This window comes from Rhizobium sp. YAF28, from assembly GCF_052113285.1.
Lineage (GTDB): Bacteria > Pseudomonadota > Alphaproteobacteria > Rhizobiales > Rhizobiaceae > Rhizobium.
Window position 1 is genome coordinate 1 of record NZ_JBFRCX010000010.1, and the last position, 24,743, is coordinate 24,743.

Annotated in this window: 25 protein-coding genes, 1 tRNA gene and 3 pseudogenes; 19 read left to right on the plus strand and 10 right to left on the minus strand. The window is 60.3% G+C overall.

From position 1 onward, the window contains the following. Window positions 1-171, plus strand: a pseudogene (locus tag AB4Z13_RS22230) (Hint domain-containing protein); the annotation flags it as partial. Window positions 172-314: 143 nt separating this feature from the next. Here AB4Z13_RS22230 and AB4Z13_RS22235 read toward each other — a convergent pair. Further along, the gene (locus tag AB4Z13_RS22235; RefSeq protein WP_113322472.1) at window positions 315-581 is read right to left on the minus strand and encodes a hypothetical protein; all 267 of its coding nucleotides are present in this window, start codon (window positions 579-581) and stop codon (window positions 315-317) included. A gap of 199 nt (window positions 582-780) precedes the next feature. Between AB4Z13_RS22235 and iolG the strand changes: the two genes are divergently transcribed. Next, window positions 781-1,773 (plus strand): inositol 2-dehydrogenase, encoded by a 993-nt coding sequence (gene iolG / locus AB4Z13_RS22240; protein WP_007824705.1) that lies wholly within the window; start codon window positions 781-783, stop codon window positions 1,771-1,773. Window positions 1,774-1,853: 80 nt separating this feature from the next. On the opposite strand, the gene AB4Z13_RS22245 is transcribed toward iolG, so the two are convergent. Beyond that, window positions 1,854-3,077 carry an ROK family transcriptional regulator gene (locus AB4Z13_RS22245; protein ID WP_113322473.1) on the minus strand — a complete coding sequence of 408 codons (1,224 nt, stop codon included), beginning with the start codon at window positions 3,075-3,077 and terminating at the stop codon, window positions 1,854-1,856. A 226-nt stretch (window positions 3,078-3,303) separates the two neighbouring features. Here AB4Z13_RS22245 and xylF point away from each other — a divergent pair, with 226 nt between their 5' ends. The 3 genes from xylF (at window position 3,304) to AB4Z13_RS22260 (ending at window position 6,710) form a co-directional block, all read left to right on the plus strand. Next, a complete protein-coding gene (xylF, locus tag AB4Z13_RS22250; RefSeq protein WP_007815345.1) occupies window positions 3,304-4,344 on the plus strand; it encodes a D-xylose ABC transporter substrate-binding protein in 1,041 nt (346 codons plus the stop codon). Window positions 4,345-4,602: 258 nt separating this feature from the next. Beyond that, window positions 4,603-5,913 (plus strand): sugar ABC transporter permease, encoded by a 1,311-nt coding sequence (locus AB4Z13_RS22255; RefSeq protein ID WP_439016143.1) that lies wholly within the window; start codon window positions 4,603-4,605, stop codon window positions 5,911-5,913. Window positions 5,914-5,927: 14 nt separating this feature from the next. After that, on the plus strand, window positions 5,928-6,710 hold the full coding sequence (locus AB4Z13_RS22260; protein ID WP_007815343.1) for an ATP-binding cassette domain-containing protein: 783 nt from the start codon (window positions 5,928-5,930) through the stop codon (window positions 6,708-6,710). Window positions 6,711-6,866: 156 nt separating this feature from the next. Here the strand turns inward: AB4Z13_RS22260 and AB4Z13_RS22265 are convergent, their stop codons facing one another. Then, window positions 6,867-7,250, minus strand: a complete 384-nt coding sequence (locus AB4Z13_RS22265) for a nuclear transport factor 2 family protein (protein WP_439016144.1) — start codon at window positions 7,248-7,250, stop codon at window positions 6,867-6,869. Continuing rightward, window positions 7,247-7,696, minus strand: a complete 450-nt coding sequence (locus tag AB4Z13_RS22270; RefSeq protein WP_439016145.1) for a VOC family protein — start codon at window positions 7,694-7,696, stop codon at window positions 7,247-7,249. The genes AB4Z13_RS22265 and AB4Z13_RS22270 overlap by 4 nt, the downstream gene beginning before the upstream one ends. A 51-nt stretch (window positions 7,697-7,747) precedes the next feature. Between AB4Z13_RS22270 and AB4Z13_RS22275 the strand changes: the two genes are divergently transcribed. The 4 genes and pseudogenes from AB4Z13_RS22275 to leuS all read left to right on the plus strand — a co-directional run bounded on the left by AB4Z13_RS22275 (window position 7,748) and on the right by leuS (window position 11,627). After that, window positions 7,748-8,353: a TetR/AcrR family transcriptional regulator gene (locus tag AB4Z13_RS22275; RefSeq protein WP_439016146.1), complete on the plus strand. Its 606-nt coding sequence runs from the start codon at window positions 7,748-7,750 to the stop codon at window positions 8,351-8,353. After that, window positions 8,347-8,544 (plus strand): annotated as a pseudogene (locus AB4Z13_RS22280) (ATP-binding cassette domain-containing protein); the annotation flags it as partial. The gene AB4Z13_RS22275 and the pseudogene AB4Z13_RS22280, both read left to right, overlap by 7 nt. 189 nt (window positions 8,545-8,733) lie before the next feature. Then, window positions 8,734-8,810, plus strand: a tRNA-Arg gene (locus tag AB4Z13_RS22285). Window positions 8,811-9,101: 291 nt separating this feature from the next. Next, window positions 9,102-11,627, plus strand: a complete 2,526-nt coding sequence (gene leuS / locus AB4Z13_RS22290; protein ID WP_439016147.1) for a leucine--tRNA ligase — start codon at window positions 9,102-9,104, stop codon at window positions 11,625-11,627. Window positions 11,628-11,766: 139 nt separating this feature from the next. Here leuS and AB4Z13_RS22295 read toward each other — a convergent pair whose 3' ends face one another. Beyond that, entirely contained in the window at window positions 11,767-12,447 is a 681-nt protein-coding gene (locus AB4Z13_RS22295) for a hypothetical protein (RefSeq protein ID WP_439016148.1), read from the minus strand. Window positions 12,448-12,768: 321 nt separating this feature from the next. Here AB4Z13_RS22295 and AB4Z13_RS22300 point away from each other — a divergent pair, with 321 nt between their 5' ends. Both AB4Z13_RS22300 and AB4Z13_RS22305 read left to right on the plus strand, forming a co-directional pair. After that, complete coding sequence (locus tag AB4Z13_RS22300; RefSeq protein ID WP_439016149.1) at window positions 12,769-13,272, plus strand: hypothetical protein; 504 nt, start codon at window positions 12,769-12,771, stop codon at window positions 13,270-13,272. 478 nt (window positions 13,273-13,750) lie between these two features. Further along, entirely contained in the window at window positions 13,751-14,014 is a 264-nt protein-coding gene (locus AB4Z13_RS22305; protein WP_439016150.1) for a DUF982 domain-containing protein, read from the plus strand. Between the two features lie 404 nt (window positions 14,015-14,418). Here the strand turns inward: AB4Z13_RS22305 and AB4Z13_RS22310 are convergent, their stop codons facing one another. After that, complete coding sequence (locus AB4Z13_RS22310; protein ID WP_007815334.1) at window positions 14,419-15,342, minus strand: LysR family transcriptional regulator; 924 nt, start codon at window positions 15,340-15,342, stop codon at window positions 14,419-14,421. Window positions 15,343-15,602: 260 nt separating this feature from the next. On the opposite strand from AB4Z13_RS22310, the gene AB4Z13_RS22315 reads away from it, so the two are divergent. Next, the gene (locus AB4Z13_RS22315) at window positions 15,603-16,421 is read left to right on the plus strand and encodes an alpha/beta fold hydrolase (RefSeq protein WP_439016151.1); all 819 of its coding nucleotides are present in this window, start codon (window positions 15,603-15,605) and stop codon (window positions 16,419-16,421) included. 136 nt (window positions 16,422-16,557) lie between these two features. Next, window positions 16,558-16,689: pseudogene (locus AB4Z13_RS22320) on the plus strand (DUF982 domain-containing protein); the annotation flags it as partial. Between the two features lie 379 nt (window positions 16,690-17,068). Here the strand turns inward: AB4Z13_RS22320 and AB4Z13_RS22325 are convergent. After that, on the minus strand, window positions 17,069-18,391 hold the full coding sequence (locus AB4Z13_RS22325; protein WP_442206852.1) for a VapE domain-containing protein: 1,323 nt from the start codon (window positions 18,389-18,391) through the stop codon (window positions 17,069-17,071). Between the two features lie 674 nt (window positions 18,392-19,065). Here AB4Z13_RS22325 and AB4Z13_RS22330 point away from each other — a divergent pair. Both AB4Z13_RS22330 and AB4Z13_RS22335 read left to right on the plus strand, forming a co-directional pair. Continuing rightward, window positions 19,066-19,212 (plus strand): hypothetical protein, encoded by a 147-nt coding sequence (locus AB4Z13_RS22330; protein WP_439016154.1) that lies wholly within the window; start codon window positions 19,066-19,068, stop codon window positions 19,210-19,212. Between the two features lie 343 nt (window positions 19,213-19,555). Beyond that, a complete protein-coding gene (locus AB4Z13_RS22335) occupies window positions 19,556-20,239 on the plus strand; it encodes a hypothetical protein (RefSeq protein ID WP_442206853.1) in 684 nt (227 codons plus the stop codon). A gap of 18 nt (window positions 20,240-20,257) precedes the next feature. Here AB4Z13_RS22335 and AB4Z13_RS22340 read toward each other — a convergent pair whose 3' ends face one another. Continuing rightward, the gene (locus tag AB4Z13_RS22340) at window positions 20,258-21,865 is read right to left on the minus strand and encodes an FAD-dependent oxidoreductase (RefSeq protein WP_442206854.1); all 1,608 of its coding nucleotides are present in this window, start codon (window positions 21,863-21,865) and stop codon (window positions 20,258-20,260) included. 135 nt (window positions 21,866-22,000) lie between these two features. On the opposite strand from AB4Z13_RS22340, the gene AB4Z13_RS22345 reads away from it, so the two are divergent. Then, entirely contained in the window at window positions 22,001-22,447 is a 447-nt protein-coding gene (locus AB4Z13_RS22345) for a MarR family transcriptional regulator (protein ID WP_442206855.1), read from the plus strand. Here AB4Z13_RS22345 and AB4Z13_RS22350 read toward each other — a convergent pair. Next, a complete protein-coding gene (locus tag AB4Z13_RS22350) occupies window positions 22,431-22,661 on the minus strand; it encodes a hypothetical protein (RefSeq protein ID WP_113322539.1) in 231 nt (76 codons plus the stop codon). The two genes, AB4Z13_RS22345 and AB4Z13_RS22350, sit on opposite strands and share 17 nt — an antisense overlap. A gap of 52 nt (window positions 22,662-22,713) precedes the next feature. Further along, entirely contained in the window at window positions 22,714-23,187 is a 474-nt protein-coding gene (locus tag AB4Z13_RS22355; RefSeq protein WP_442206856.1) for an Hsp20 family protein, read from the minus strand. 242 nt (window positions 23,188-23,429) lie between these two features. Here AB4Z13_RS22355 and AB4Z13_RS22360 point away from each other — a divergent pair, with 242 nt between their 5' ends. The 3 genes from AB4Z13_RS22360 (at window position 23,430) to AB4Z13_RS22370 (ending at window position 24,731) form a co-directional block, all read left to right on the plus strand. Continuing rightward, window positions 23,430-23,765, plus strand: a complete 336-nt coding sequence (locus AB4Z13_RS22360; protein WP_439016159.1) for a hypothetical protein — start codon at window positions 23,430-23,432, stop codon at window positions 23,763-23,765. An 11-nt stretch (window positions 23,766-23,776) separates the two neighbouring features. Further along, complete coding sequence (locus AB4Z13_RS22365; RefSeq protein ID WP_113322493.1) at window positions 23,777-24,073, plus strand: hypothetical protein; 297 nt, start codon at window positions 23,777-23,779, stop codon at window positions 24,071-24,073. 133 nt (window positions 24,074-24,206) lie between these two features. Next, window positions 24,207-24,731, plus strand: a complete 525-nt coding sequence (locus AB4Z13_RS22370; RefSeq protein ID WP_442206857.1) for an AAA family ATPase — start codon at window positions 24,207-24,209, stop codon at window positions 24,729-24,731. The last annotated feature ends 12 nt before the right edge of the window (window positions 24,732-24,743 follow it).

Here is a 24,743-nt window from a genome sequence, read left to right on the forward strand (position 1 = left end):
AAGGAACGCACCACGATGACGTCCTATGCGCCGGTGCTGGGCGAGGAAGGCGGCTGGAAACACTTGAAAGCGCTTCTCCTCCTTGGTGCTTCGCCATTGGTGCCGATGCGCGATCCGTTCGGGGATGCCTGCAAAAAGATCGACGCACAAGCCAAAGAGCTGTCGCTCTGACCAGCTGCGGGCCTTCCGCGCCGAATCGGAGGGCCGGAGAACTCGTGTCACGCAAAACTGTGCAGCGGTTTTGCAAGCACGATATGCGTGAAAACAAGGACCTGAAGCGTGCCGCGCATCCGAAAGATCGCGGCACGCCTTAATTATTCGGCCTTCTTCTCTTCTTCTATTGCCGGCTTGTCCCCGTCCTCATCATCGGGTGTGACAACTGCTGCCGTTTCCGGCGGCTTCGGATCGAAGGTCCAGATCAGCATATAGAAGGAATAGGCGCCGGCGCCGCCCGCAAGCACGCCCCAGAAGGGGTCGCCGCCGATGAATTCGAAGATCGCCCATCCGAAACAGACCACGACGATGAGGACACGAACCCAAAGGTGTCGATAGGTCGGATGGTTAGGATCGATCAGCTGCATCTCTGTCCTATTGTCGTGATAACGCCGTCTCACTCTTGTGATGACGCACGTCTCACTGTTGTGATGACGTCACTTGTCTTTAGGATGGATTTCACAAATGTGAAAGGCCCGCGGACTTGACGCGGCGATTGGAAAATGGAATGAAAATTCCAAACTTATATCAATTCGGTTTATTTGTTCCGAATATAGGGAGGCAGTAATGACAGTGAGATTTGGTCTTCTCGGCGCCGGCCGCATCGGCAAGGTCCATGCAAAGGCCGTCAGCGGCGATGCCAATGCAAAGCTCGTGGCCGTCGCCGACGCCTTCCCGCAGGCTGCCGAAGCGATCGCTTCCGCCTATGGCTGCGAAGTGCGCACCATTGAAGCGATCGAGGCCGCCAAGGATATCGACGCCGTCGTCATCTGCACGCCGACCGACACCCATGCCGACCTGATCGAGCGCTTTGCCCGCGCAGGCAAGGCGATCTTCTGCGAAAAGCCGATTGATCTCGACGTTGCGCGCGTAAAAGCCTGCATCAAGGTCGTGGAAGAAACCGGCGCCAAGCTGATGGTCGGCTTCAACCGCCGCTTCGACCCGCATTTCATGGCGGTGCGCAAGGTCATCGACGAAGGCAAGATCGGCGATGTCGAGATGGTGACGATCACCTCGCGCGATCCCGGCGCCCCGCCGGTCGATTACATCAAGCGTTCGGGCGGCATCTTCCGCGACATGACGATCCACGATTTCGACATGGCCCGCTTCCTGCTCGGCGAAGAGCCGGTCTCCGTTTTTGCAACGGCCGCAGTGCTCGTTGACAAGGCGATCGGCGAAGCCGGTGACTATGACAGCGTCTCCGTCATCCTGCAGACCGCATCCGGCAAGCAGGCCGTGATCTCGAACTCGCGTCGCGCCACCTATGGCTACGACCAGCGCATCGAGGCTCACGGCTCCAAGGGTCTCGTTTCGGCCGAAAACCAGCGTCCGGTCTCGATCGAAGTCGCCAATGGCGAAGGCTATACCCGCCCGCCGCTGCATGACTTCTTCATGACCCGTTACACCGAAGCCTATGCCAACGAGATCGCAAGCTTCATCGCCGCGATCGAAAAGGGCTCGAAGATTTCCCCCTCCGGCGCCGATGGCCTGGCTGCTCTCGCGCTCGCAGATGCCGCCGTCCAGTCGGTCAAGGAAGGCAAGCTCATCAAGATCGGCTGACCGCCCTCTCCCGACGGTCGCCATAATGAGATGGCCGGGCTCTTGCCCGGCCATTTCTCGTTTAAGCAGTATCCTGCGTTTCAATCCGTTCCCTGGAGACCGGCCACGACGATATCCTCATCGATGACGGCCAGCGCCCGGTTCAGATGTCCTTCGAAGACGAGAATCTGTTCGTCCGCGACGACCCTGAGTTCCGGCATGCCCTCCATGCGCACCATATGAGATTGGCCGAGCCCCTCCTCGATCCCCTGCCGCAGCAGATCGTAATAGCGCGTGCCGGGTCCGGTGATCGCGATCGGCATGCGCTCCGTCAGGCTCAGCATGCGCGACAGCCCGTTGCCGAGTGCCAGCCCCGCCTGCCGGAAGGCAAAGCCCGAGATACGATGGCCCTGCCGGGCCCGCGCCGCGATCTTGTCGAGCTCGGCCACTGGCACGAACTTTGCCGGGATCGTATCGAGCGGCACTTCGAAGGCGGTGCGCAGGATCGCGTAGAAACCGGCATAGGCTTCGATGCAGCCGCGCGTGCCGCACCGGCAAAGCCCGCCATTGGCCATATGCAGCATATGCCCGAAATTGGGCGCGGAGACTTCATGCCCGCCATGGGTCGTCCGCCGCACGATCCCAAGCCCGATGCTGTGGCCGAGCGAAAGGGCGGCCAGCGAGCGGAAATCCGCGCCTTTGACATTCTCCTCACGCGCGCCGAGGGCGGCAGCGACCAGCAGCGTCTCGTTGTCGAGAATGACCTTCGCCTTCCATTCCGGCTTGAGCGCCAGTTCGAAATCGATCTGGTCGCTGCCGAAGATCGGCGACCAGACGAGAACCGGTTCGGATGAGTTGACCAGCCCCTTGCTGCTGATCGAAATGAGCAGCACCTTCTCCCGTTCGATCCGCGAGCGCGACAGGATACGCTCAAGCCCCGCCCGCACCCCGTTCACGAAGCGGCCAGCCCCATCGGGATCATGCGACCTTTCCTCGCTGAAACGGTCGATCAGCTTGCCCGAGTAATCGACGAGCGAATATTGCACGGCGTCCGAGGAGATGATGACGACGATGAGATAGCCGCAGTCGCGGCGCTGGCGCAGAAGCACGCGCGGGCGCCCTCGCCCGCTCGCTGCCTGGTGCTCGGATTTTTCGATCACCTGCGCCTTTTCGAGATCGGCCGTGATCGCAGAAACGGTCGCGGACGAAAGCCGCGTGAAATCGGATATTTCAGTGTGAGCAAGTGGCCCGTGGCGGCGAAGAGTGGCGAGCACAAGCACGCTGTTTCTCTGCCGTACGAGCTCCGTGCTCGACTTGGTCAGCATCTATCGCCGCCTCTTCCCCGTTCGTTCCGCCCTTGGTTTGCCACAGCATCTCCAGCCCCTCCAGTCAAAGGAAATTAAGCCGGTAGTGCGGTGTTGACAGTTGAAAAAATCTCTGACACTAAATTTCTCGACTGTCGAGAAAAAAATCCGAACCTTTCTGGACAGGCTTTCGCGGTGGCCGGAGGAGCAGAGGCTGGGCCGGCTGCAATTCACTCGGGAGGACATTATGAAGTCTATTTATAAGCTGATGGCAGGTGCTGCCATTCTCGTTTCGCTGCAGTCGGCTGCCATGGCTGCCGACCTCGTCGTTGGCGTTTCCTGGTCCAACTTCCAGGAAGAACGCTGGAAGACGGACGAAGCCGCCATCAAGAAGGCTCTGGAAGCCAAGGGCGCAAAGTACATTTCCGCTGACGCACAGTCTTCGGCTGCAAAGCAGCTCACCGACGTTGAGTCGCTGATCTCCCAGGGCGCAAACGCCCTCATCATTCTCGCTCAGGACTCCGACGCCATCGGTCCGGCGGTTGAAAAGGCCGCCAGCGAAGGTATCCCGGTCGTCGGTTACGACCGCCTGATCGAAAACCCGTCTGCCTTCTACATCACCTTCGACAACAAGGAAGTCGGCCGCCTGCAGGCTCAGGGCGTCTTCAAGGCAAAGCCGGAAGGCAACTACGTCTTCATCAAGGGCTCGTCTTCCGACCCGAACGCTGACTTCCTCTTCGCAGGTCAGCAGGAAGTCCTGAAGGCTGCAATCGACGCCGGCAAGATCAAGAATGTCGGCGAAGCCTATACCGACGGCTGGCTGCCGCAGAACGCTCAGCGCAACATGGAGCAGTTCCTGACCGCCAACAACAACAAGGTTGACGCTGTCGTTGCTTCCAACGACGGTACGGCCGGTGGCGCCGTCGCCGCTCTCGACGCACAGGGCCTCGCCGGCACCGTTCCGGTTTCCGGCCAGGACGCCGACAAGGCAGCACTCAACCGCATCGCTCTCGGCACGCAGACGGTTTCCGTCTGGAAGGACAGCCGCGAACTCGGCAAGCGCGCTGCCGAAGTCGCTCTCGATCTCGCCGGCGGCACGGCCCTCGACAAGGTTGCAGGTGTGCAGACCTTCGAAGGCGGCCCGAAGAAGGTGAAGATGCAGTCCATCTTCCTGACCCCGCTCGCCATCACCAAGGACAACCTGAACGTCGTCATCGACGCCGGCTGGATCTCCAAGGCTGAAGCTTGCCAGGGCGTCAAGGCCGGCTCCGTCAAGGCTTGCGACTAATCCTCGCCTGACGATCTGAAATACCGGCGCCGCAGCGGCCATCCGCTGCGGCGCCGGATGCGGATGAAGCCCGCTCAGTGGTGCTTCTCCGTTCTCGCGCACATCGCGGATGCTTTGATTCCCTGCCAGAATAGTGCCGTTGTGATCGGCTATTTTCGGAAGCGTCCCGGTGGTCACAACAAGAACAGGCGGTCATCGGCCAGCTATTCCTATCAGGAGCAGGCCTGCGCCCAAACAAATGGGGGAAACGGCAAACCCATGGCAGACATCACCCAATCGACCTCCTCCGGCCCGCGCACGGCAGTTGAAGGCCCCTTCACGCGCTTCCTCAGGGCAACGGAAATAGACACCCGCCTTCTCGGCATGATCGGCGCATTGCTGGTCATCTGGGTCGGCTTCCACTTCTATACCGGCGGCCTGTTCCTCACGCCCAGAAACCTCTGGAACCTCTCCGTCCAGACGACCGAAATCGCGGTTCTGGCGACCGGCATGGTGCTGGTCATCGTCACCAGAAACATCGACCTGTCGATCGGCTCGATCCTTGGCTTCGTCGCCATGATCATGGGTGTGGTCCAGGCGAAGTTCCTGCCGCAATATCTGGGCTTCGACAATTCCTTCACCTGGGTCATCACGCTGATCTGCGGCCTCATCGTCGGCTCGGCGATCGGCCTGTTCCAGGGCGTCATCATCGCCTTCATGGGCGTTCCCTCCTTCATCGTCACCCTCGGCGGCTTCCTCGCCTGGCGCGGCCTTGCCTGGTATGTCACGAGCGGCCAGACGGTCGCCCCCCTCGACACCACCTTCCGCATCATGGGCGGCGGCGCCGAAGGCGCAATCGGCGCCACCTGGAGCTGGATCATCGGTGCGGCTGCCTGCGTGCTGATCGTCATTTCCATCATCGGCTCGCGTCACCAGCGCCGGCGCTTCAACTTCCCGCGCCGTCCGCTCTGGGCCGAATATGTCCTCGGCGTGCTCGGCTGTGCCATGGTGCTCGGCGCCATCTGGGTCTCCACGATCTATTACTGGCCGCCGGCCATCGCCAAGCGCTATGCCGAAGCCAATAACATCACCATGCCGGAAACCGGCCTGATGATCCCCTACGGCATCGCCGTGCCGGTGCTGATCGCCATCCTCGTCGGCATCGTGATGACCTTCATCGCCACGCGCCTGCGCTTCGGCCGCTACGTCTTCGCGATCGGCGGCAACCCGGAAGCGGCAGAACTCGCCGGCATCAAGACCCGCTGGGTCACGGTGCGCATCTTCGCGCTGATGGGCTTCCTCGCAGCGGTGGCCGCCGCGATCTCCACGGCACGCCTCAACGCCGCCGCCAATTCGCAGGGCACGACCTACGAACTCTATACGATCGCAGCAGCCGTCATCGGCGGCACGTCTCTGGCAGGCGGTACCGGCACGATTGCCGGCGCCATGCTCGGCGCGCTCGTCATGCAGTCGCTCCAGTCAGGCATGGGTCTCGCAAATGTCGATACGCCCATCCAGAACGTCGTCGTCGGCGCGGTGCTCGTCATTGCCGTCTGGCTCGACACTGTCTATCGCTCCCGTGCGAAGTAAGAGGAGTACGAACCATGGCTGAACAACGCACTCCCCTTGTCGAACTGAAGAATATCTCGATCTCCTTCGGCGGTATCCACGCGGTCGACAATGCCTCGGTCGACCTCTATCCCGGCGAAGTCGTGGCCCTTCTCGGCCATAACGGCGCCGGCAAGTCGACGCTGATCAAGATCCTCTCCGGCGCCTACAAGCGTGACTCGGGCGAGATCCTGATCAATGGCGAACCGGCCGACATCCGCAATCCGCGCGATGCCAAGAAGTTCGGCATCGAGACGATCTACCAGACGCTGGCCGTCGCCGATAATGTCGACGCCGCCGCCAACCTCTATCTCGGCCGCGAGCTGAAGACCCGCTGGGGCACGCTCGACGACGTCGCGATGGAACATTCCGCCCGCGAGGTGATGGGCCGCCTGAACCCCAACTTCAAGCGCTTCAAGGAGCCGGTCAAGGCACTCTCCGGCGGCCAGCGCCAGTCCGTCGCCATTGCCCGCGCCATCCTGTTCAACGCCCGCATCCTGATCATGGACGAGCCGACGGCAGCCCTTGGTCCGCAGGAAACGGCGCAGGTGGGCGAGCTCATCAAGCAGCTGAAGAAGGAAGGCATCGGCATCTTCCTGATCAGCCACGACATCCACGACGTCTTCGACCTCGCGGACCGTGTCTCGGTGATGAAAAACGGCCAGGTCGTCGGCCACGCCCGCACCGAAGATGTCACCAAGGACGAAGTCCTCGGCATGATCATCCTCGGCAAGGTGCCCCCCAAGGCCATCCCCGGCCCTGGCGCCATGCAGGTCTGACCGCCGCAAGGCGACCAGCGCTGCGACAATCACACTCCGCCGCCCGCAAGGCCGGCGGAGTTTTTATGGATTACGTGGCTCTAAGAAAGGGCTGCGGGCGTCGCGCATGACCTCTTCGTGGATCAGTGAGACAGGCGGCATCCGCCGCAAGGGACGCTAGGCACCGCTCCTGGCCGGGGAGAGGTGGGTCAGTACGCACCGCCACCTGTTGCCCTCCCGGTGATAGACGTCGGTGATCCATTCGTCGGCTGATATCGGTTCGCCACGGAACATTCCCGTGTTCTGCCCGCGACCGGTAACCGTGGCGACATTGCCGAGCAGATGGACGTGATGCGTCGTCTTGGTCATCGTGTCATGGCTCAGGACACCGGATCCGATCGCCGAAAGAATAGCCTGTGCAGGGATTGGGCCACGCTCAGGCGTCACCAGCACCCAGTCCTTCGTGATGCAGGCGGCGATCTTGACGGGATCGTTGGAAACCATCGCCGCGTTGAAGGCGCGCTCAGCCTCCTCTAGCGCTTCAAGGGCTGCGGCACTCACGCCGACATGTCCTCGTTCCAGCGGCGCTGCATCTCCTCAGGCGTGACCTGCTCGATGGTTTGCGACAGCATCCAGCGATAACCGAAGGGATCAAGCACCTGCGCCACCCGCTCGCCAAAACTCTGGTCGGTAGCCGGGCGCAACATCGTCGCCCCGGCCGACAGCGCCTGCGCCAGTGCTGCGTCGGTCGACACCGTGTCCATGTGGAAGGTCACCGGAGAGCCTCCGACGGTATCGGGAGACAGGGCGCCGAAGTCCGGATACTCGTCTGCCAACATCATCAGCGTCTCTCCGAAACGCAGCTCGGCATGGCCGATCCGCCCGTCCGAAGGATCGGTCATGCGGAAGACTTCCGTGGCGCCGAAAGCCTCCTTGTAGAAGTCGATGGCCCGCGCCGCATCCTTGACGATGAAGTAGGAGCTCACTTTTCGGGCAAAACTCGGCATGGATGACCCTCCTTGACTGGTTCTTATATTAACGTTACGTATCGTAAAGATATGAGTCAAGAGAATAACGCAACACCGAAGAAACGAGGGCGGCCGCCAAGCGCTGCTGCGCAGAGGCGTGCCTTGGAGGCCGCCCATGAAATCCTGATGGCCGAAGGTTTTGGCCGCATGACGATCGAAGCCGTGGCGGCGCGGTCCGGTGTCGGCAAGCCGACGATCTACCGTTCCTGGGCCAACGCGCAGGAACTGGCGATGGCCGCCCTTCTGGTCAACCGGCTACCGGAAGCGGAGGTCGGAGGGGGCACGGCGCAGGCGGCTCTCGGCGCGCAGATGAGCGGACTGGTGACTGCCTTTGCGAGCACGCGCGGGCGGCAGATCACCATGGCACTCGCTGCCGCCGACCCGGAAAGCGAATTCACCAAGGCCTTCCGCAATCAGGTGATCCTGTCGAGCCGCAACGCGGGTCGCGTCATCCTGGAGGGGGCGCTGGCTCGGGGAGAGATCGTTCCGCCGCTTGATATGGAGGCGCTGCTCGACATGATCTACGGACCGGTCTTCTTCCGGCTGCTGGTCGGCCATCGCCCGGTCTCGCCGGAGTTCGGCGATGCGATCGTCAGGACCGCGTTGCGGGCCGTTGCACCGTCGGGGACGAAGTGATGGGCCGCCTGAACCTGAACTTTAAGCGCTTCAAGGAGCCGGTCAAGGCACTGTCAGGCGGCCAGCGCCAGTCCGTCGCCATTGCCCGCGCCATCCTGTTCAACGCCCGCATCCTGATCATGGACGAGCCGACAGCAGCGCTGGGTCCGCAGGAAACGGCGAAGGTCGGCCCCGGCGCCATGCAGGTCCGATCGACCGATAGCTCGACAAGGAAACTCCGCCGCCCGAAAGGACCGGCGGAGTTTTCATTTCGGCAACAGCTTGGCCGGAAATCGCTTTAAAAGCCAAGTCCCAGAATTTCCGTGAACTTCGCGATTGAAGCAGAGCCAAAGCTAGGCTAAGAACCACGTCATCGGACGACGAGTCACATCGTCAGGGATGCACCCGTAGCTCAGCTGGATAGAGTGTTGGATTCCGATTCCAAAGGTCACAGGTTCGAATCCTGTCGGGTGCGCCATTTTTCAAATGTCCATACCGAAGACACAGAGCTCGTGAGGAACACGCTCGGCATAGTCCATTGGCACATTGTCAAACTGACCGCGCTGCCGGCGTCTGGACAGGAAAGCGGTTCCGTGTCATCAAAAAAGGCATGAACCCCGCGCGCACCAATTCAAAGCTCCTACTCGCCATCATTCCGATGGTGGGTTAGCACGCGCTTGCGTTTCAAAGATGCAGCAACCCGCCGAAGAGGCGGGTTTTTTGTTGCCATTCCTCTTCGGTCGGATTTCGAGACAGAAGGGAAGTCGCAATGCCATATGACCCCAAGACGATCGAGCCGCGATGGCAACGATACTGGGAGGAAAACCAGACGTTCAGGACCGAGGACGACCAAAGCCGTCCGAAATATTATGTCCTGGACATGTTTCCCTATCCGTCCGGCGACGGCCTGCATGTAGGTCATCCGGAAGGCTATACCGCGACCGACGTCGTGGCTCGGTACAAGCGCATGATGGGCTTCAATGTCCTGCATCCCATGGGCTGGGATGCCTACGGGCTGCCCGCCGAGCGATACGCAGTGCGGACAGGCGTCCATCCAGCGATCACCACGCGGAGCAACATCTCGAATTTCAGGAAGCAGGTCCAGCGTCTGGGCTTTTCCTACGATTGGAGTCGGGAGATTTCGACCACCGATCCCGAGTTCGTACGATGGACGCAATGGATCTTCCTGCAAATGTACAAGGCTGGCTTGGCCTACCAGGCAGAAGTTGCCGTCAACTGGTGCCCGGCACAAGGTACGGTCCTCGCCAACGAGGAAGTGAAGGACGGCCGCTACGTGGAAACCGGAGACCCGGTGGAACGTCGCACGATGCGTCAGTGGATGCTGAAAATCACCGCCTATGCCGACCGCCTGCTCGCGGATCTGGACGAGCTGGACTGGCCGGAAGGCATCAAGGCGATGCAGCGCAACTGGATTGGCAGATCGGAAGGCGCTGAACTGACTTTCGACGTCGAGGATAGAGAGAGCTCCCTGACGGTTTACACCACGCGTCCGGAAACGATCTTCGGCGCTACCTTCTTGGTCCTGTCCCCTGAGCACCCTGCTATCGATGCCATTGCCACCGTCGGCCAACGCGGAGAAGTCGACGCCTACCGCGCCCGCGCGGCGGCAATGAGCGCGATAGAGAAGTCGCAATCCCAGTCGAAAAGCGGAGTATTCACCGGAGCCTATGCGATCAATCCGGCGAATGGATCGCGGATTCCGGTATGGGCCGCTGACTACGCACTGATGAGCTACGGCACCGGAGCAATCATGGCCGTTCCCGCTCATGACGACCGCGACCGCGATTTCGCGCAGGAGTTCGGGCTGCCGATCGTCGAAGTCGTGTCGGCATTTGGCTCCCCCTCCGGCGATGTGCCGCCCGCTGCGCAGACTGGGGAAGGCTTGATGGTCAACTCCGGGTTCATGGATGGCATGGAGACGAAAGCGGCGAGAACGGCAGCGATCTCATGGATGACCGAGCAGGGCGTTGGTGTGGGGCGCGTCGAATACAAGCTGCGCGACTGGCTGTTCTCGCGGCAAAGATACTGGGGAGAACCCTTTCCTATCCTGCATGCCGCCGACGGCAGTGTCGTGCCCCTGCCAGAGGACGCCCTGCCACTGCTGCCTCCTGAACTGGACGAGTACAGGCCAACGCCGGACGGGGAGCCGCCGCTGGCACGGGCGGACGATTGGGTTCGGACGACCGATCCGAAGTCCGGCATGGAAGCTCTGCGGGAAACCAACACGATGCCGCAATGGGCGGGATCGTGCTGGTATTACCTGCGTTTTGCCGATCCCTGGAACGTGACCGCGCCGATCGATCCCGAGAAGGAGAAATACTGGCTGCCCGTGGATCTGTACGTGGGAGGAGCCGAGCATGCGGTGCTGCATCTGCTGTACGCGCGCTTCTGGCACAAAGTCCTGTTCGACATCGGCGTCGTGACGTCCAAAGAGCCGTTCCGCAAGCTGTTCAACCAGGGAATGATCCTGGCTTTCAGCTACAAGGATGCGACTGGGAGGTACTATCGACCCGAGGACGCGGCCGAGCGCGACGGTCGCTGGCATGTCGGAGAAATCGAGGTCGAGCGCCAGGTCGAGAAGATGTCGAAGTCGAAGTTCAATGTCGTCAATCCTGACGAGGTGGTCGAACGATACGGCGCAGACGCCATGCGTCTGTATGAACTCTTCATGGGGCCATTGGACGTTGCCAAGCCGTGGCAAATGTCCGGCGTGGCCGGGGTCAGCCGCTTCCTCCATCGCGTATGGCGGATCGCAATTGGAGAGGATGGCATGTTGTCGAGCAAAATTATCGATGCGAAGCCGTCCCCGGAGATCGCGCGCGTTCTTCACAAGACGATCAAGGCTGTCGGCGATGACATCGAGGCCCTGCGTTTCAACACGGCGATCTCAAAGCTGATGGAGCTGTCAAACGCATTGACGGGGCTGGACATCAAGCCACGGTCGGCGGTCGAATCCTTCGTTCTGCTGCTGGCACCGTTCGCGCCGCACATTGCCGAGGAACTCTGGAGAATGCTGGGGCATCCGGAAAGTCTGTCGCATGAACCCTGGCCGACATACGACCCCACCCTCGCCGACGATGATATCCGCGAATTTGTCGTTCAGGTGAACGGCAAGCTGCGTGGCAGGATTCAGGCTCCCTCGACGCTCGCCGCTGATGAACTCGTCAGACTGGCTGCGGAAGATCCTGACGTTCGCTCGAGGTTGACGGGGAAGACGGTGCTGAAGGAAATCGTTGTCCCTGGACGGCTGGTGAACTTCGTGCTTGCTCCATAGCATCGAGCCGCTCTGGAACGTGGTCGACACTGTCGGCCACGGCTTCCTTTGCAACTGGTCGCCCCAGTTTGGTCAGGGCGGCTAGGACTGCCGTGCTATGCAGGCAACGATCGCTTGCCCGGCCGTCGTAGACCCGCGATCACGGTTCCTCATCGGATTCGTCGGTGATTTCCAGAGCCGTAGCTACAGCGGAGGTTCGTTCATGAATTTGGCCGACGACACGATATCTGACGCGAACAGTGATCTTGTCACCATTTGCAGCAATTGACTGGTCAACCTTACCGCCCCGCTCAAGAACCACGTTGAAAGTGCGGCTTGGAGCGGGTTCTGTCCGATCGATCCACCCTTTCATACGATAGTTCTCCCAAGGTTTTGGGGCAGCGACTTCTTCCCAAGATTGCCTTTTGATACGTTCGGCAAACTTGAACACCTTTGCATCTTGTGGATGTAAACAAGTGACTTCCTCGATCATCACTGTTCTTCGGTTCCAGTTGTTAGCCTGAAGTGTTACCCGTTTTGTTTTGCGATTTCGCAAAAGCACGAACTCGGGCTGCGCGTCGCCGACCAAGAAATCCGATTGGCGTCTCGCCTCGCGAACTTGCTCCCTGAGCGGATCGAGCGTCATAAGGGCGGCGGCCAGGGCGCCAACCGCTGCGGCCCACCCAGAATAGCTTGCGAGCCAGTCCCTCAAGCAGCGACCCGGAATTTCACCTGCTGCACACCAGCGACCGGGCCAGTCAATGCCGACGGGTTGGAACACCGCCAGCACCGGCACGATGATGATCACAATGGATACGATAACGAGCCAGAATATCTTCATTGAACTGCAACTATAAGGGGAAATTCAAACGATGCAAGCGAAGAAAGTACGGCAGCGTGACCGCCAAACAATGTCTCGAGCGGCTCGTCGAATCGGAGGCGATATTGTCGGCCGGATGCGTGTTACTACCATGCCACAGTCTGTCAACGGCTCCGAACCTGCTGATCCCAAGGCTCATATCGAGAAGGCCGTTTATAGCTTTCGCGCATGAGCGAGGCCGCAGATACTGGAAGCGTCCGGTAGTGTTTGACCGAATATCGATACGACCTTTTTACTTGCAAGATTTAATAGCAACGACATTCACTAAAAGGATTGTTGATCATGAATGAATCTTCGAAGTCTCCAGCAGCATCCCCGCTTGGACGCCTCTGGCCACCGCTTCTTGTGTGCGTCGTGCTTTGGGTAGTTGCATTGGCTTGCGAGCGCGTGACTGGCGCTCCCCTTACCGAAAAGCTGACGGCTCTTTCGGACCCGAGCCTATTAATCATACTCGCAGCGGCGGTATGCTTCGCCACGGGTATCAATTTCGCCTTCAATGTCGACTGGTCTGTCCGTGCGTTCGAAACGGTGTTTAATATGGCGCTAGATGCGTTCATGTTGGTGTGGGCTGCGACGGCATGCGCGGCAATACGCTTTGCCTTCTCTGGCTACAACAAGTTCGCAATTGTCGTGCTTGCCGCCCCGATCGCGCTAGTCATCGTTTGGTATGTATGGCGCTGGATCGTAACCGATTTATTCAAAACCATCGGCAATAGGTACGTTCGCGCGACTTTCGGCGTGCTAATAGCTTTTTTGGGCTCAGCGTTTCTGCTTTACATGATTTGAAGTGAGCTTAAAGGCAGTAACTTACCTGGATCGACCCACAGATGACCTGTCACTTCCAGATTCCGGGTTGGGATCTCCAACACATACGACGCCTAATGAGAGACTCCCCAAACAGATCATTCCGAACAACATATCTGACGCTTTCGGCAAACGCTGGACAGTGTGGGTGCGTAGCCCGACCGACCCGTCTGACGAAAGCGGGTGACTTCATGGAATGGCTTTTGCAAAAGCTGTTGGCGAGCGTCTGCTAGTCGCAGTTGTGAGCGCCGGATTCAATCGCCCGCCGACTCTTTCACTTCCGGCAAAAGCGTCCAATTCATCAGCAGGCGCCCATAAGGCAGGCTTGCAAAGGGCGTAAGCCGGCGAACCGTGGCTTCTATCGCCTTTGGTCTTGCCGAGTGCGTTGCCATCCCCCGACCGCCCCTGGCACGCCTCTTGCTTCGTTAACACTACGCCATCCCATCGGGAGTATTGTGTAGTGGAATGGGACACCCCAATCGAATTCGATCCCGTGATCCTGATGTTTCACGATCCGGATAGGCTCCTGTCCGTCCGCACGGCTATTGGAGCAGCCAATGCGCTCATGAAGGAATTCCCCTGCGATGACGGGGAGGAATTTCTTGCGGCGATCAAGATCTGTATCGATGTCGTGAAGGGCAACGCTGAGCCCGAGGAGCTACGAGCGGCGATTATTCGCGCCGCAGGCGAGGCCGGGATTACCGCCATCGCCATATTGCACTGAGCCGGCCGTTTCTTGACCAGATAGAATGCGGCGCGTGCGGAAGCCACGGAGCGGGAAACCGCCCCTTTGCCTGCCGATCCATCAGACCGCCCAGGAGGCGACCGATCCGTTCGGCTGTGAGAAGCTGATCGACGATGCGCTCCGTCACCAGCCTGTCGAGCCTGTCCATCGGGATCGAGCGCCCCTTACAGGCCTCCTTGCCTTTCAGGGCGCATGTCGCACAGACGGCCCGCTTAAAGTGATTTGTCGCAAAACAGGGAAAGCATTCTGCAGCACCCAACATCACAGGGGCGTTCGCCACACATGGATTATGGTTACACGGGGGCGAGGATGTGAACGCCGCGACGCTACTCTTCACGGCTGCCGCAAGGGGGGGCCTGCTTTTCTTTGTAAAGGGGTCCCTATTATGGAACTTCAGCATAGCGGATGATGCTCTGATTTTGGACGTTGGCGACCAGTTCATCAGAACGAGACAAAAATCGGCGGAGCAAGGGTGAGGAATTTGAATCGTTATATCCTAAGGTGAGATCAATTGTCGGAGGCACACCCTCAAGTGCTCTAGCAACGACATTTGGCGTCAGCATATTTTGCGCATAAAGCGGAATAAGCGTTATTCCACCTGTAGACACGACGAGCGACATTGCTGATGGTAGACCGTCACCTTCGTACTCTGCCTTCAGCGTGATCCCAACGTTCGACGCGTAATCCTGGATCACGGATTGCAATACGGGAGAAATTTTAGCCGCACTGACGTAAGTTTCGCGGGCAAGGTCCTGCGGCTGGATCTTTTTGCGCGACGTCAAGCGATGGTCCGCCGGCAGCACGGCGATCAGTGGCTCCTTGGCTAAAAACTTGAAGGACACACCAACACTCAGCGTCTCGGGGCGAAGGAAAGCGACGTCCAGCTTGCCTCGCATCAGTGCCAGAGCAAGGTCCGGGGAAGACTGACTGGACAATATGATTTCAACCTCCGGCGCTTCCTCACGAATAATACGCAATGCATGGGGTAGCCACACAATCTCTTGCCCTGCGAGAAAACCGATAGTGAACGACTGCTTTTCCGGCCGTTCTGCCCGCCGGGCCCCTTCCGCAGCCGCCTCGACTTGCAATAAGGCCAGCCGCGCGTGATCAAGAAACACTTTACCGGCGGCGGTGAGCGTCACGCCGCGCGACTGCCGTTCCAGCAGCTTTACACCGACTTCGGTTTCCAGATCGCGAATTTGCCTGCTGAGTGAGGGCTGGGACGTGTGAAGCCGCCGCTCTGCTGCGGTCAGTAAGCTTCCCTCCTCCGCAACAGCAACAAAATAGCGCAAATGCCTCAGTTCCATCGGGTCCTCGCTATACCTTTAAGGCATAGCTCGAACGTACAAGGTATTTGTCTTCGATAGAAGGGGGATTTAATTAACGTCGCAATTTCGGGATATAATCGAACGCGCCTCACCGGAGTATTTCGCCTGCACGTCGAAAAGAAAGATGAGGCATGCGTGGCAATCTTGCGTTGATTATTGCAGTAGCGCGTGGATGAATGGCTCTAATTGATTATTTTGACCTTCAAAGGAATGTTTAACAGCGCAGATGGAGAGACTCGATGCCTACAATCACTACCACTGACGGCATAAACATCTTCTACAAGGACTGGGGCTCAGGCCAGCCGATCGTTTTCAGCCACGGCTGGCCGCTGTCGGCGGACGACTGGGACGCCCAGATGACCTTCTTCCTTCACCACGGCTACCGGGTGATCGCCCACGACCGGCGCGGCCACGGCCGGTCCGACCAGCCCGGCACCGGCAACGACATGGACCACTGGGTTGCTGACCTCGCGGCCCTGACCGAGCACCTCAACCTGCGCGACGCGATCCACATCGGCCACTCCACGGGTGGCGGTGAGGTAGCTCGCTATGTCGCCCGCCACCCGGAGCGGGTCGCAAAGGCGGTACTGGTCGCTTCCCTGACGCCGAACATGTACCGGAGCGAAGACAACCCGTCCGGTCAGCCGCCGGAGTGGTTCGAAGCGATCCGCGCGGGTGTGCTGGGCAACCGGTCGCAGTTCTTCCGGTTCGTCCCTGAGAACCCGTTCTACGGTTACAACCTCGACGGGGCCGAGCCTTCGGAGGCGATCATTGCGAACTGGTGGCGCCAGGGCATGGCCGGTGGTGCCCTGGCTCACTACGCGACTGTCGACTCTTGGCTGGAAGATTATACCGAAGACCTCAAGAAGATCACCGTGCCGGTGCTGGTGATGCATGGCGAGGCCGATCAAGTCGTCCCCTTCGCAAGTTCCGTACCGCGTGCGGTCGACCTGCTCAAGAACGGGTCGCTGAAGACCTATCCGGGCTACCCCCATGGCATGCTGACCACACATGCGGATGTCCTCAACCCCGACCTGCTCTCGTTCATCAGGTCTTGACGACATCGACCGGACCGCGGCCGTCACCCAACGTCATCAGGACGATCTGTCACCCGGCAGTACCGGGTGACACCTGTCGCCATCGACAGGCCAGCGTGCTTTCCGGCCCAGGCGCAGGCGGCACCGCCACTGCGAGGAGGAATTTCTTGCGGCGATCAAGACCTGTCTTGATGTCGTGCACGGCAACGCTGTCCCTTGGGAATTGAGAGCGGCGATTATTCGCGCTGCAGACGAGGCCGGGATTACCGCTATCGCCGTACTTCACTGAACCTTCGCTTTCGCGACAACGACGGCTTGACGCCTGAATTTCGTAAGCGCTGCCATTCATCCGCAAATTTCGTAAGCAAGATCCAAAAGCAAAATCAGTATCTTAACAATTACGCTTACGAACTTACGATATTTCGGCATGTCTCCAACTCTCATGCGGACAGCCGACAGTCCTGGAATACCGGTCTGTCTCCGCACCTGTGTTTCGCAATTATCTCCGTAAGTCCGTAAGCGAAGCAATAAATCATTGAAACCATTGGAGAAACGCGCCTACGAAGTTTATGTGTGCAATCGTAAGCGCCGTAAGCAAATCTGTAGGTCGGCCGGCACGACAGAGCCGCCGGAAGGCCAGCGTCTGCGAGGCGTTACGCTCGCACACTTCAGAAGACCCGTTCCCGCCCTCGCCGGCCGTGCTCGAATTCAATCCGTCCATCCACCCATCTCGACCAGTGCCTGCTGCTCACATCGCCGCGAACATAGACACGCACAGCTTCCCGCCCGCGATTGGAAACCACCGCCTGAGGTTCGAACCCCAGCCCGACAAGCGCCCTCTGCAGATTGGCGCGCCAGCCTGCCGGCAACCGGCTGGCATCCTCGCTTCCGCCCGTCAGCAGCTTGCGCACGTCCGCGCACGGCACCATCATGTCGCCATCGGGGATCAGGTCGCGGATGATCTCGTAGGTGGGGCCAAAATCCATCAGGCCCTGGTGCAGGGCTTCAAGATCGGCCCGCAATGCCGGGTCATCCAGCCACAGCGGCTCGCGCTCGTAGATCGTCATGACTTCGGCCCAGACCTGCGCGCGATCAGCCCGGATTGCCGCAATATCGATCGCCGTCGGCTTGACCGGCCACCAGCGGCGATTGCCCGTCGTATCCGTCAGAAACTCGTCGGCGTTCGTCGTGGCGTAGAACACGAACTGGCGCGGCACGTCGTCGACCCTCTGCTTATACGCCCCGCGCGCGGTATCCGTGCGAACCGTGATGAACTTCCTGATCGCCTCGATCTCCCGGTTCGACCTGCCGGCAAGCTCCGCAAGCTCGACAAGCCATCGCCCACGCGTGTTCTCTATCGCTTCGCGCGCGCCATCGCCCACCGTGACGCCGTCGGTCACCCATTCCTCGATCGGAACGAGAGCCCGGCCGAAGGATGATTTTCCGAGGCCTTGCCTGCCCTGCAGGGTCAGCACGTGGTCGAACTGGCACCCTGGCTGAAACACGCGTCTGGCCAGCGCTGAGAGCCATTTGCGCGCGAAGGCGCGGTTCAGGCGCGTGTCCTCGGCGCCGAGATAACAGGTCAGGAAAGTATCGACGCGCCGCATTCCATCCCACGCCGGCAGCGATGACAGCCACCCTTTCACGGGGTGATAGGGATGCCGGCTGGCGACCTTGTCGATAACTGGATTGATGTTGAAAACCTTCGGCGTCAGGCCAAAGCCTTCCAGCCATTCCACCGCTTCGGCAAGGTCATTGTTGCCGACGGGACGAGGCTTCCAGTCGCCCTGGCGCAAATCCCACGGCGGGCGGGCAAGCAACATCGTCTGGCCGCTGAATTCATCAAGGGCGAGCATTCCGCGCGCGTCGGGATGGTGTTCCAGCATCACGGTCCAATTGAGCGTGAGTCCCGGATGGGGATTGCCTTTGTCATTCGTCTTGAGCATGGCGAGCCAGTCGCGCGGCGGCTCGTGTGCGGTCATATGTGGCATGAGATTTTCCGCGTAGGGTGAAGTGGCGTTCCCTTCTCCCCGGCGGGGGTCCGAAGGACGGGTCGCGACCCGTGGCTCGACCCCCGCTGGAGAGAAGGCGACGTGGACTGTTTCGAACGTCGCCAGACCTATTCGGAAAACGGTTGGCAGATAGAATCGCGCTGCGAGACAGGGTTCGACGCCTCCAAGGCGAAGTGGATGGCGGAATAGCCGGCCAGTCAGGCCCCTTCTCGCCTCATCAGCGGTCAGCGCGCTCTCGCGTGCCGGAAACGAGGATATCGAACAATGGCATGCACAGCGGTCGCGAAGTCCCGCACGGCTTCAACCCAGGGTACGCTGCTGAAAATTAGGGCACGCTCCTGAAAGCGCCGCGATCCGCCGGTATAGCTCGACCGTCCCGGGTGCACGATCAAAAACGATTGTCAGGCGCTAAACGCCGTCGTCCACGGCTTCAATACCGCCACCGGGCAGGCCCCAGCTTGGAAATGAATTCGTTCCACGCCTTCCGAAGAGGCCCATCGGGCCGAGAGTGAACGGGCTTATTCCCAGCCCCGATATCTTGAGGCAATTGCGTCGAATAGGTACTCGCCGCAGTTGCCGATGCCGATGGTTTGGGGAATACTCGTGCTCTGGCCCTGAAGGCCTGCGCGGTGACTGATAAGGGGGACAATGTCATGCCTGTAAAATACCTTTTGGCCGCGGTAACGATCGCGCTTCTGAGCCTTTCAGGGTGCGCGACCACCGGCACCGGCGGCGACAACACGACCTACGCAACTCCACTGGGGATTGGTCCCGTTCGCGGCAATATCGGTGGCTATTAGTAGCTGCTGATTTCCATTGAGAGCTGATCCACCGATGGGTTCGGGAAACCGGCCTGTCGATCACAGTTTTCGAACCCTGTCTGGTTAGAGCAATTCCAGCAAAAGTGCATAGCGGTGTTGCGTCCGGAATTGCGTAAAAACAAAGAGATAGAGTGGTTCCACACCCGCTTCTGGCTGTCTGCGGCTTCGCTTGAGCGGCAGGTCCGACAAGTGTCTCGGCATAGGGGCCGTAGTTCTCCCGCAGCAAATGATGGATATATGCTGCTAGAGGGAAACATTCGTAAAGCTCTGTCGCCGCGACAAGGTGAAGAGCTGTCCAGAAGCGGAGCCTGGGATTGCTTCAATGGTACATGACGTGAGCGCGGGGCGCCGCCAAAACACCGCCGGTCTGCGCCGGTTCCTCGACCTTGAGCAGCAGCGCGATTGGATGCACGGTGAGACGATCCTGCACGATGCCGACGAGCGCTCGGAGTCCCTGGAATTGCGTCTCAAGTACGTCCCCAGGTTTGAGAAGCTGCTGCGCCGGCCGCAGGCACAAGCGGTTCTGGACATTGTCAGGCGCTACGGGAGCGACTGCATTCCGATCCCGCGCCGGACGGAGCGGGACTACTGGTCGGTTTCCTGTCTGCCGTCGACACCGGGCAAAGCCCTCGTTCGCGTCAATGCGAGCTGGATGGAGCTCTTCTCGCTCTATGCTGATGATGAGGACATCCGCGCGCTCTTCCTGGTGCATCTTTCCGATTTCACCACCGACCACTCGCTCGATCACGGCCAGGTGGACGAGGATTTCCTCGGGTCCTGTGTCATGATGCCTGATGACGTCAGCTATTTCTTTCCCAGGGGCGAGGACATTTTCGGCGTCAAGGTCCGCGGCTTCTCCTCAATCGGCAAATTTCTCGCCACACCCCTTGCGTTGCAGGCTATCCGGGCATTCAACCTGACGCACATGAACCGTGGCCGGAACGCCTATCAGGCGAGCCACTGTTACAGGCTGGCGGATCACATGCTGGGCGACGACGGACGTTGAGCAATTGAGTTCAGCAGGTCATCGACACACGCCCTCGAGGTGGTCGACACGCATACCGATCCCATCCAGAACTTGGACAAGCCGGCCTTCGATGTCGATCTCCGCGCTTGGCGCACGCCACGCAACGAAGCCGTCGGGGCGAACCATCACGGCGCCGCCATCGCCCACGCCATAAGCGTGAGGCCAGCGTTCTTCCGGGTCGCCGAGATCGCCGTGCGCGCCGAAGACATGGCAAGCGAGCGGGATGCCGCCGTCCTTGCGCAAGCGATCCGCCGCAGCGCGCCAGTTCGCATCGTTTGCCAGCAACACGAAACCGCGTCCGAACAGATCCAGCGTCGAGAGCCTTTCGCCTTCACGCTCGATGACGAGATGCGGCGCGCGGGTGCCGGGAACGCCGGCGAGTTCCGCGACCGGTTCGAATGACCGGTCGCGAGCGGCAGCCTCGAACACCAATGCGCCGGCGTCGTAGCGCTGTCCGAACACGACATCGTAGTCATCCACGATGGCGACGGCAGGCGGCAACCGCCCCGCAGGGTCCTTGAACCATTGCTGCAGACGGGCGAGCGCCTGCGCCAGCGTTGCGGCGATCACCGGCCGGCGCTCCGCGTCGTAGCTGTCGAGCAGGCTGGCATCCGCCTCGCCGCGAACGACCATCGCGAGCTTCCAGGCCAGGTTGTGCGCATCGTGGATGCCCGAATTTCCCCCGAATGCGCCGGTCGGTGGCATGAGGTGCGCAGCGTCGCCGATCAGGAAGCAGCGGCCCGCACAGAAACGGTCTGCAACGAACGCCGCCATCTCCCAGGACCGCGCATCGACCAACTCCGCCTGGACGCCGGATCGGCCGGCCGCTTTTTCGACGAGTTCCCGGCAACGGTCGCGGTCGAAGTCCTCCGGTCGCTCGCCCCTTTCCGGAAAATATTGCAACGCCAGCAGCCAACGCCCGCCTGGACGCGGCGTGATGGTGGCGTTGAGATCGCTGACGAAGCAGGAGGTGAGCGGCCTGCCATCGATCTCGGGAGACAGGTCCGTGTCGAAGATGATGCTCATCCAGTGCTGCAACACGCCTGGGCCCTTCCGGTCGATACCGAGCTTTTCGCGCAGCGTGCCATTGGCGCCGTCAGCGGCGATCAGATAGTCGGCGACAACAGTTTCCTCCTCTCCGGTTTCGCGATTGCGGATGACAGCACGAACCGAGGCGGGGTCCTGCTCCAGGGATGAAAACTCGGTATTGAAGCGAATGTCCGCGCCGGCCCTCTCCGCGTAATTGCGCAGGATCGGTTCCAGCACATGCTGGTCGCAGGTCGCGGGCTGTGTGGGACTGTAGGGCCTGGCGTCAGGCCATGCAGCATCGCTCCATCGAATATCCGGATCGGCAAGGTTTCTTGCCCGTGCAATACCGCCGCCCTGCTGGTCGCCGGTGCGTTTGGCGCGGATTTCCGTCTCCAGCCCGAGACTGCGGAATATCTCCATGCTGCGCGGCGAGATGCCGGTGAACTTATACTGGATCGAGGTGCCAGCATGACGCTCCACCACCATGCAGCCGACACCCTGATGGGCAAGGAGTGCAGCGGCCGTGAGGCCGTTCAGGCCGCCGCCGATAATCAGAACCGGGATATGCGTGCTCATGCGTTTCTCCTATGTTTGGGACACGACAGGTCCGCTCCCGGCAAAGCCAGGCTGCAAATGGAGGTTTATTACTTTGATTGACAAAAATATTTGATGACTCAAAATATGTCAAGATAGCAGCACCGGAGCCGAGACATGACACCCCCTCGCGATGCGCCCAACCTTGCCGATGAGGCCTGGCGCTTGATGTTCAACTTTCTGATGGGTTCGGCGCCGCAGCGTCTGGCTGCGCAGCAGAAATATGGGCTGACGCCGAACGATTCCCGCGCCCTTTTCTCGCTCGGCGCGGACGGCAAGCCGATCGGGGCATTGGCGCGCGAATGGGGCTGCGATCCCTCGACCGCAACATGGCTGGTAGACCGGCTGGAGCGATCCGGCCTGGCCGATCGCATTCCCTCGCCCAGCGATCGACGTGTGAAGCTCGTGCGGGCAACCGAAAAGGGGACTGAAACGAAGACCGAATTGCTGGCGGCCTATCATCGGCCGCCGCCGGAACTGGCAAGCCTGTCGGCAGACGATCTGGAGGCGCTCGTCAGGATTTTCGGAAAGCTGCACGCCGAAGGCACTATACCGCGCGGTTAAAGAGCCCCCGCGCGGCTTCCACTATGATACGCAGATGCTCCGGGTCGCGCACGCCTTGCCGATAAAGCTCGACGGTGATTGCGGCAATGCGCGCGGCTTCTTCGGAAGCCTTATCGACGCCCGCCTCTTTCAGAAGCGTGTCGAAAACGGGCTGGCACGCGGAAAGATCGCGGGCGTCGAATGGCTGCGGTTTTCGGACATCGATGGTCTTCATGTCGTTCAAAAGCCGGCGCCGTCGGTGGCGCCGGCTCCTCCCTCCCCTCCGATCAAGCGACGTTCTTTTCGCCCTCGATCATCTGCATCGGCGCCTCGGAACCCTCGGCGCTGCCGATCGCGATCTTGCGCGGCTTCATCGCTTCAGGGATCTCGCGCTTCAGCTCGATCGTCAGAAGGCCGTTCGTCAGCGACGCATTCTCGACCCGAACATGATCGGCAAGTTCAAAGCGCCGTTCGAAGGAGCGGCCGGCAATGCCGCGATGCAGGTAGTCGCCCTGCTTCTCCTCCGCCTTCTGACCCTTCACGATCAGCACGTTGCGTTCCTGGGTGATGTCGAGGTCGCTGTCGGCGAAACCTGCGACCGCCATCTGGATGCGGTAGTCGTCCTCGCCGGACTTGACGATATCGTAGGGCGGCCATGTGTCGATGGCCTGCAGACGCTGCGGATTGTTCAGAAGGTTGAACACACGGTCGAAGCCGATGCTCGAGCGGTAGAAGGGTGCGAAGTCGAATTCGTTTCTCATGACCAAATCCTCCGTAAAGCGAGTTGGAAAGGAGACGCGTCGGAAACTGCGTCCCCGGCTTCCGGCCCCCTTTGGGCTGCCGGCGAATATCGATTTGGTTTGGCTTTTTTTGCCTTTCAAGAGGCTTCGAAAATTTTTTTGAACGTTCGGCAGCGGCCCACTTGAACGCCGAAAACAGCGAAACAATCTCTTATCCGCCTGGAGATTTTCCTCAACCGTCGAAAGTTTTTAGGAGATCCAACATGACAATCGAAGGCAAGACGACAGCCGGCCCGGCCAATGTCCTCGACGCCATTTCGGCGTCGCATATCCTGCATCCCCATCGGCACTTTTCCCATCCGGACGAAGTGGTTGTCTCGGACACGATGACGACCGAAGAGAAGCGCGCGATCCTCGCCTCCTGGGCATCCGACCTTCACGCGGTCGAATCCTGTCCCGAGTTGCGCCATCCTCCGGGTGTCGCCTGCTCCATCCGCTACCAGGACATCCTTTCTGCCTTGAAGGCCCTGGATGGCAGCCGGCGGGATTTCGCCATGAGAAGGCAGACCCGCAAGCCGGTCTGCACCATGCTGGAATAAGGGAGGGCGGAATGCGACAGAAGGCGTCACAGTCTCCATCCGCTCCGGAAGGCAACCCGATCACCGACAGGCTCGTTCTCGCGTCGAGATATGCGGAATGCCTGCGCCGGCTCTCGCGCTCGGCCGACCGGCTGCGCCACGGCGATCTCGGCGAGAAGCTGATGGAGATTGCCGGGTGCATGGACCGGATGAGCTACGACATCGCGATCAACGATGCGGGCGTCGAAATCCTGAGGCGCGCAGCACGCCTCATCGGCACGGTGGAAGCATTGGTCGACCGCAAGGCGAAGGCATCGATCCTGCATTGAACGCGCTTAAGCAGCGCTGGATGAATGCGCGGCGCTGCCGGGCTTCCGGTTCATGCAAGCTCTTGGAATCGCGCGTCGGAAATCCGTTACAATTCCGCGCCATAAGGTCTGCGGTTCACCGAACGAGAGCGAAATGGGCGTCAGGAACTATTTGATCGAAGGCGTTTCCGGAACCGGCAAGACCTCGGTCGCCACCGAATTGCAGCGGCGCGGTTATCACGTCATTCATGGTGACCGCGAGCTTGCCTATCGAGGCGATCCCCATACGGGTGAACCGCTGGATGGTTCTCGGCATGAGCAGAACGATGTGGCCTTTGTGCAGAGGCACCATCTCTGGCATGTCGACAAAGTCAGGTCGCTCGCGGTCGATAAAAGCCACCCGATCTCCTTCTTCTGCGGCGGCTCGCGGAATTTCCATCGCTTCATCGATCTGTTTGACGGGGTCTTCGTTCTCGATGTCGATCCGGACACGCTGAAGAACCGGCTCGCCGGCAGGGCCGAAGACGAATTTGGCGGAAAACCGGCCGAACGGGACCTGGTCCTGCGCCTGCATGCGACGAAGGAAGACATTCCCGGGAATGCGACGACCATCGACGCCACCCGGCCGCTCGCCTCCGTCGTCGACGATATCCTGTCGAAATGCGCTGAGATCAGCTGAGGGCCGCAATGT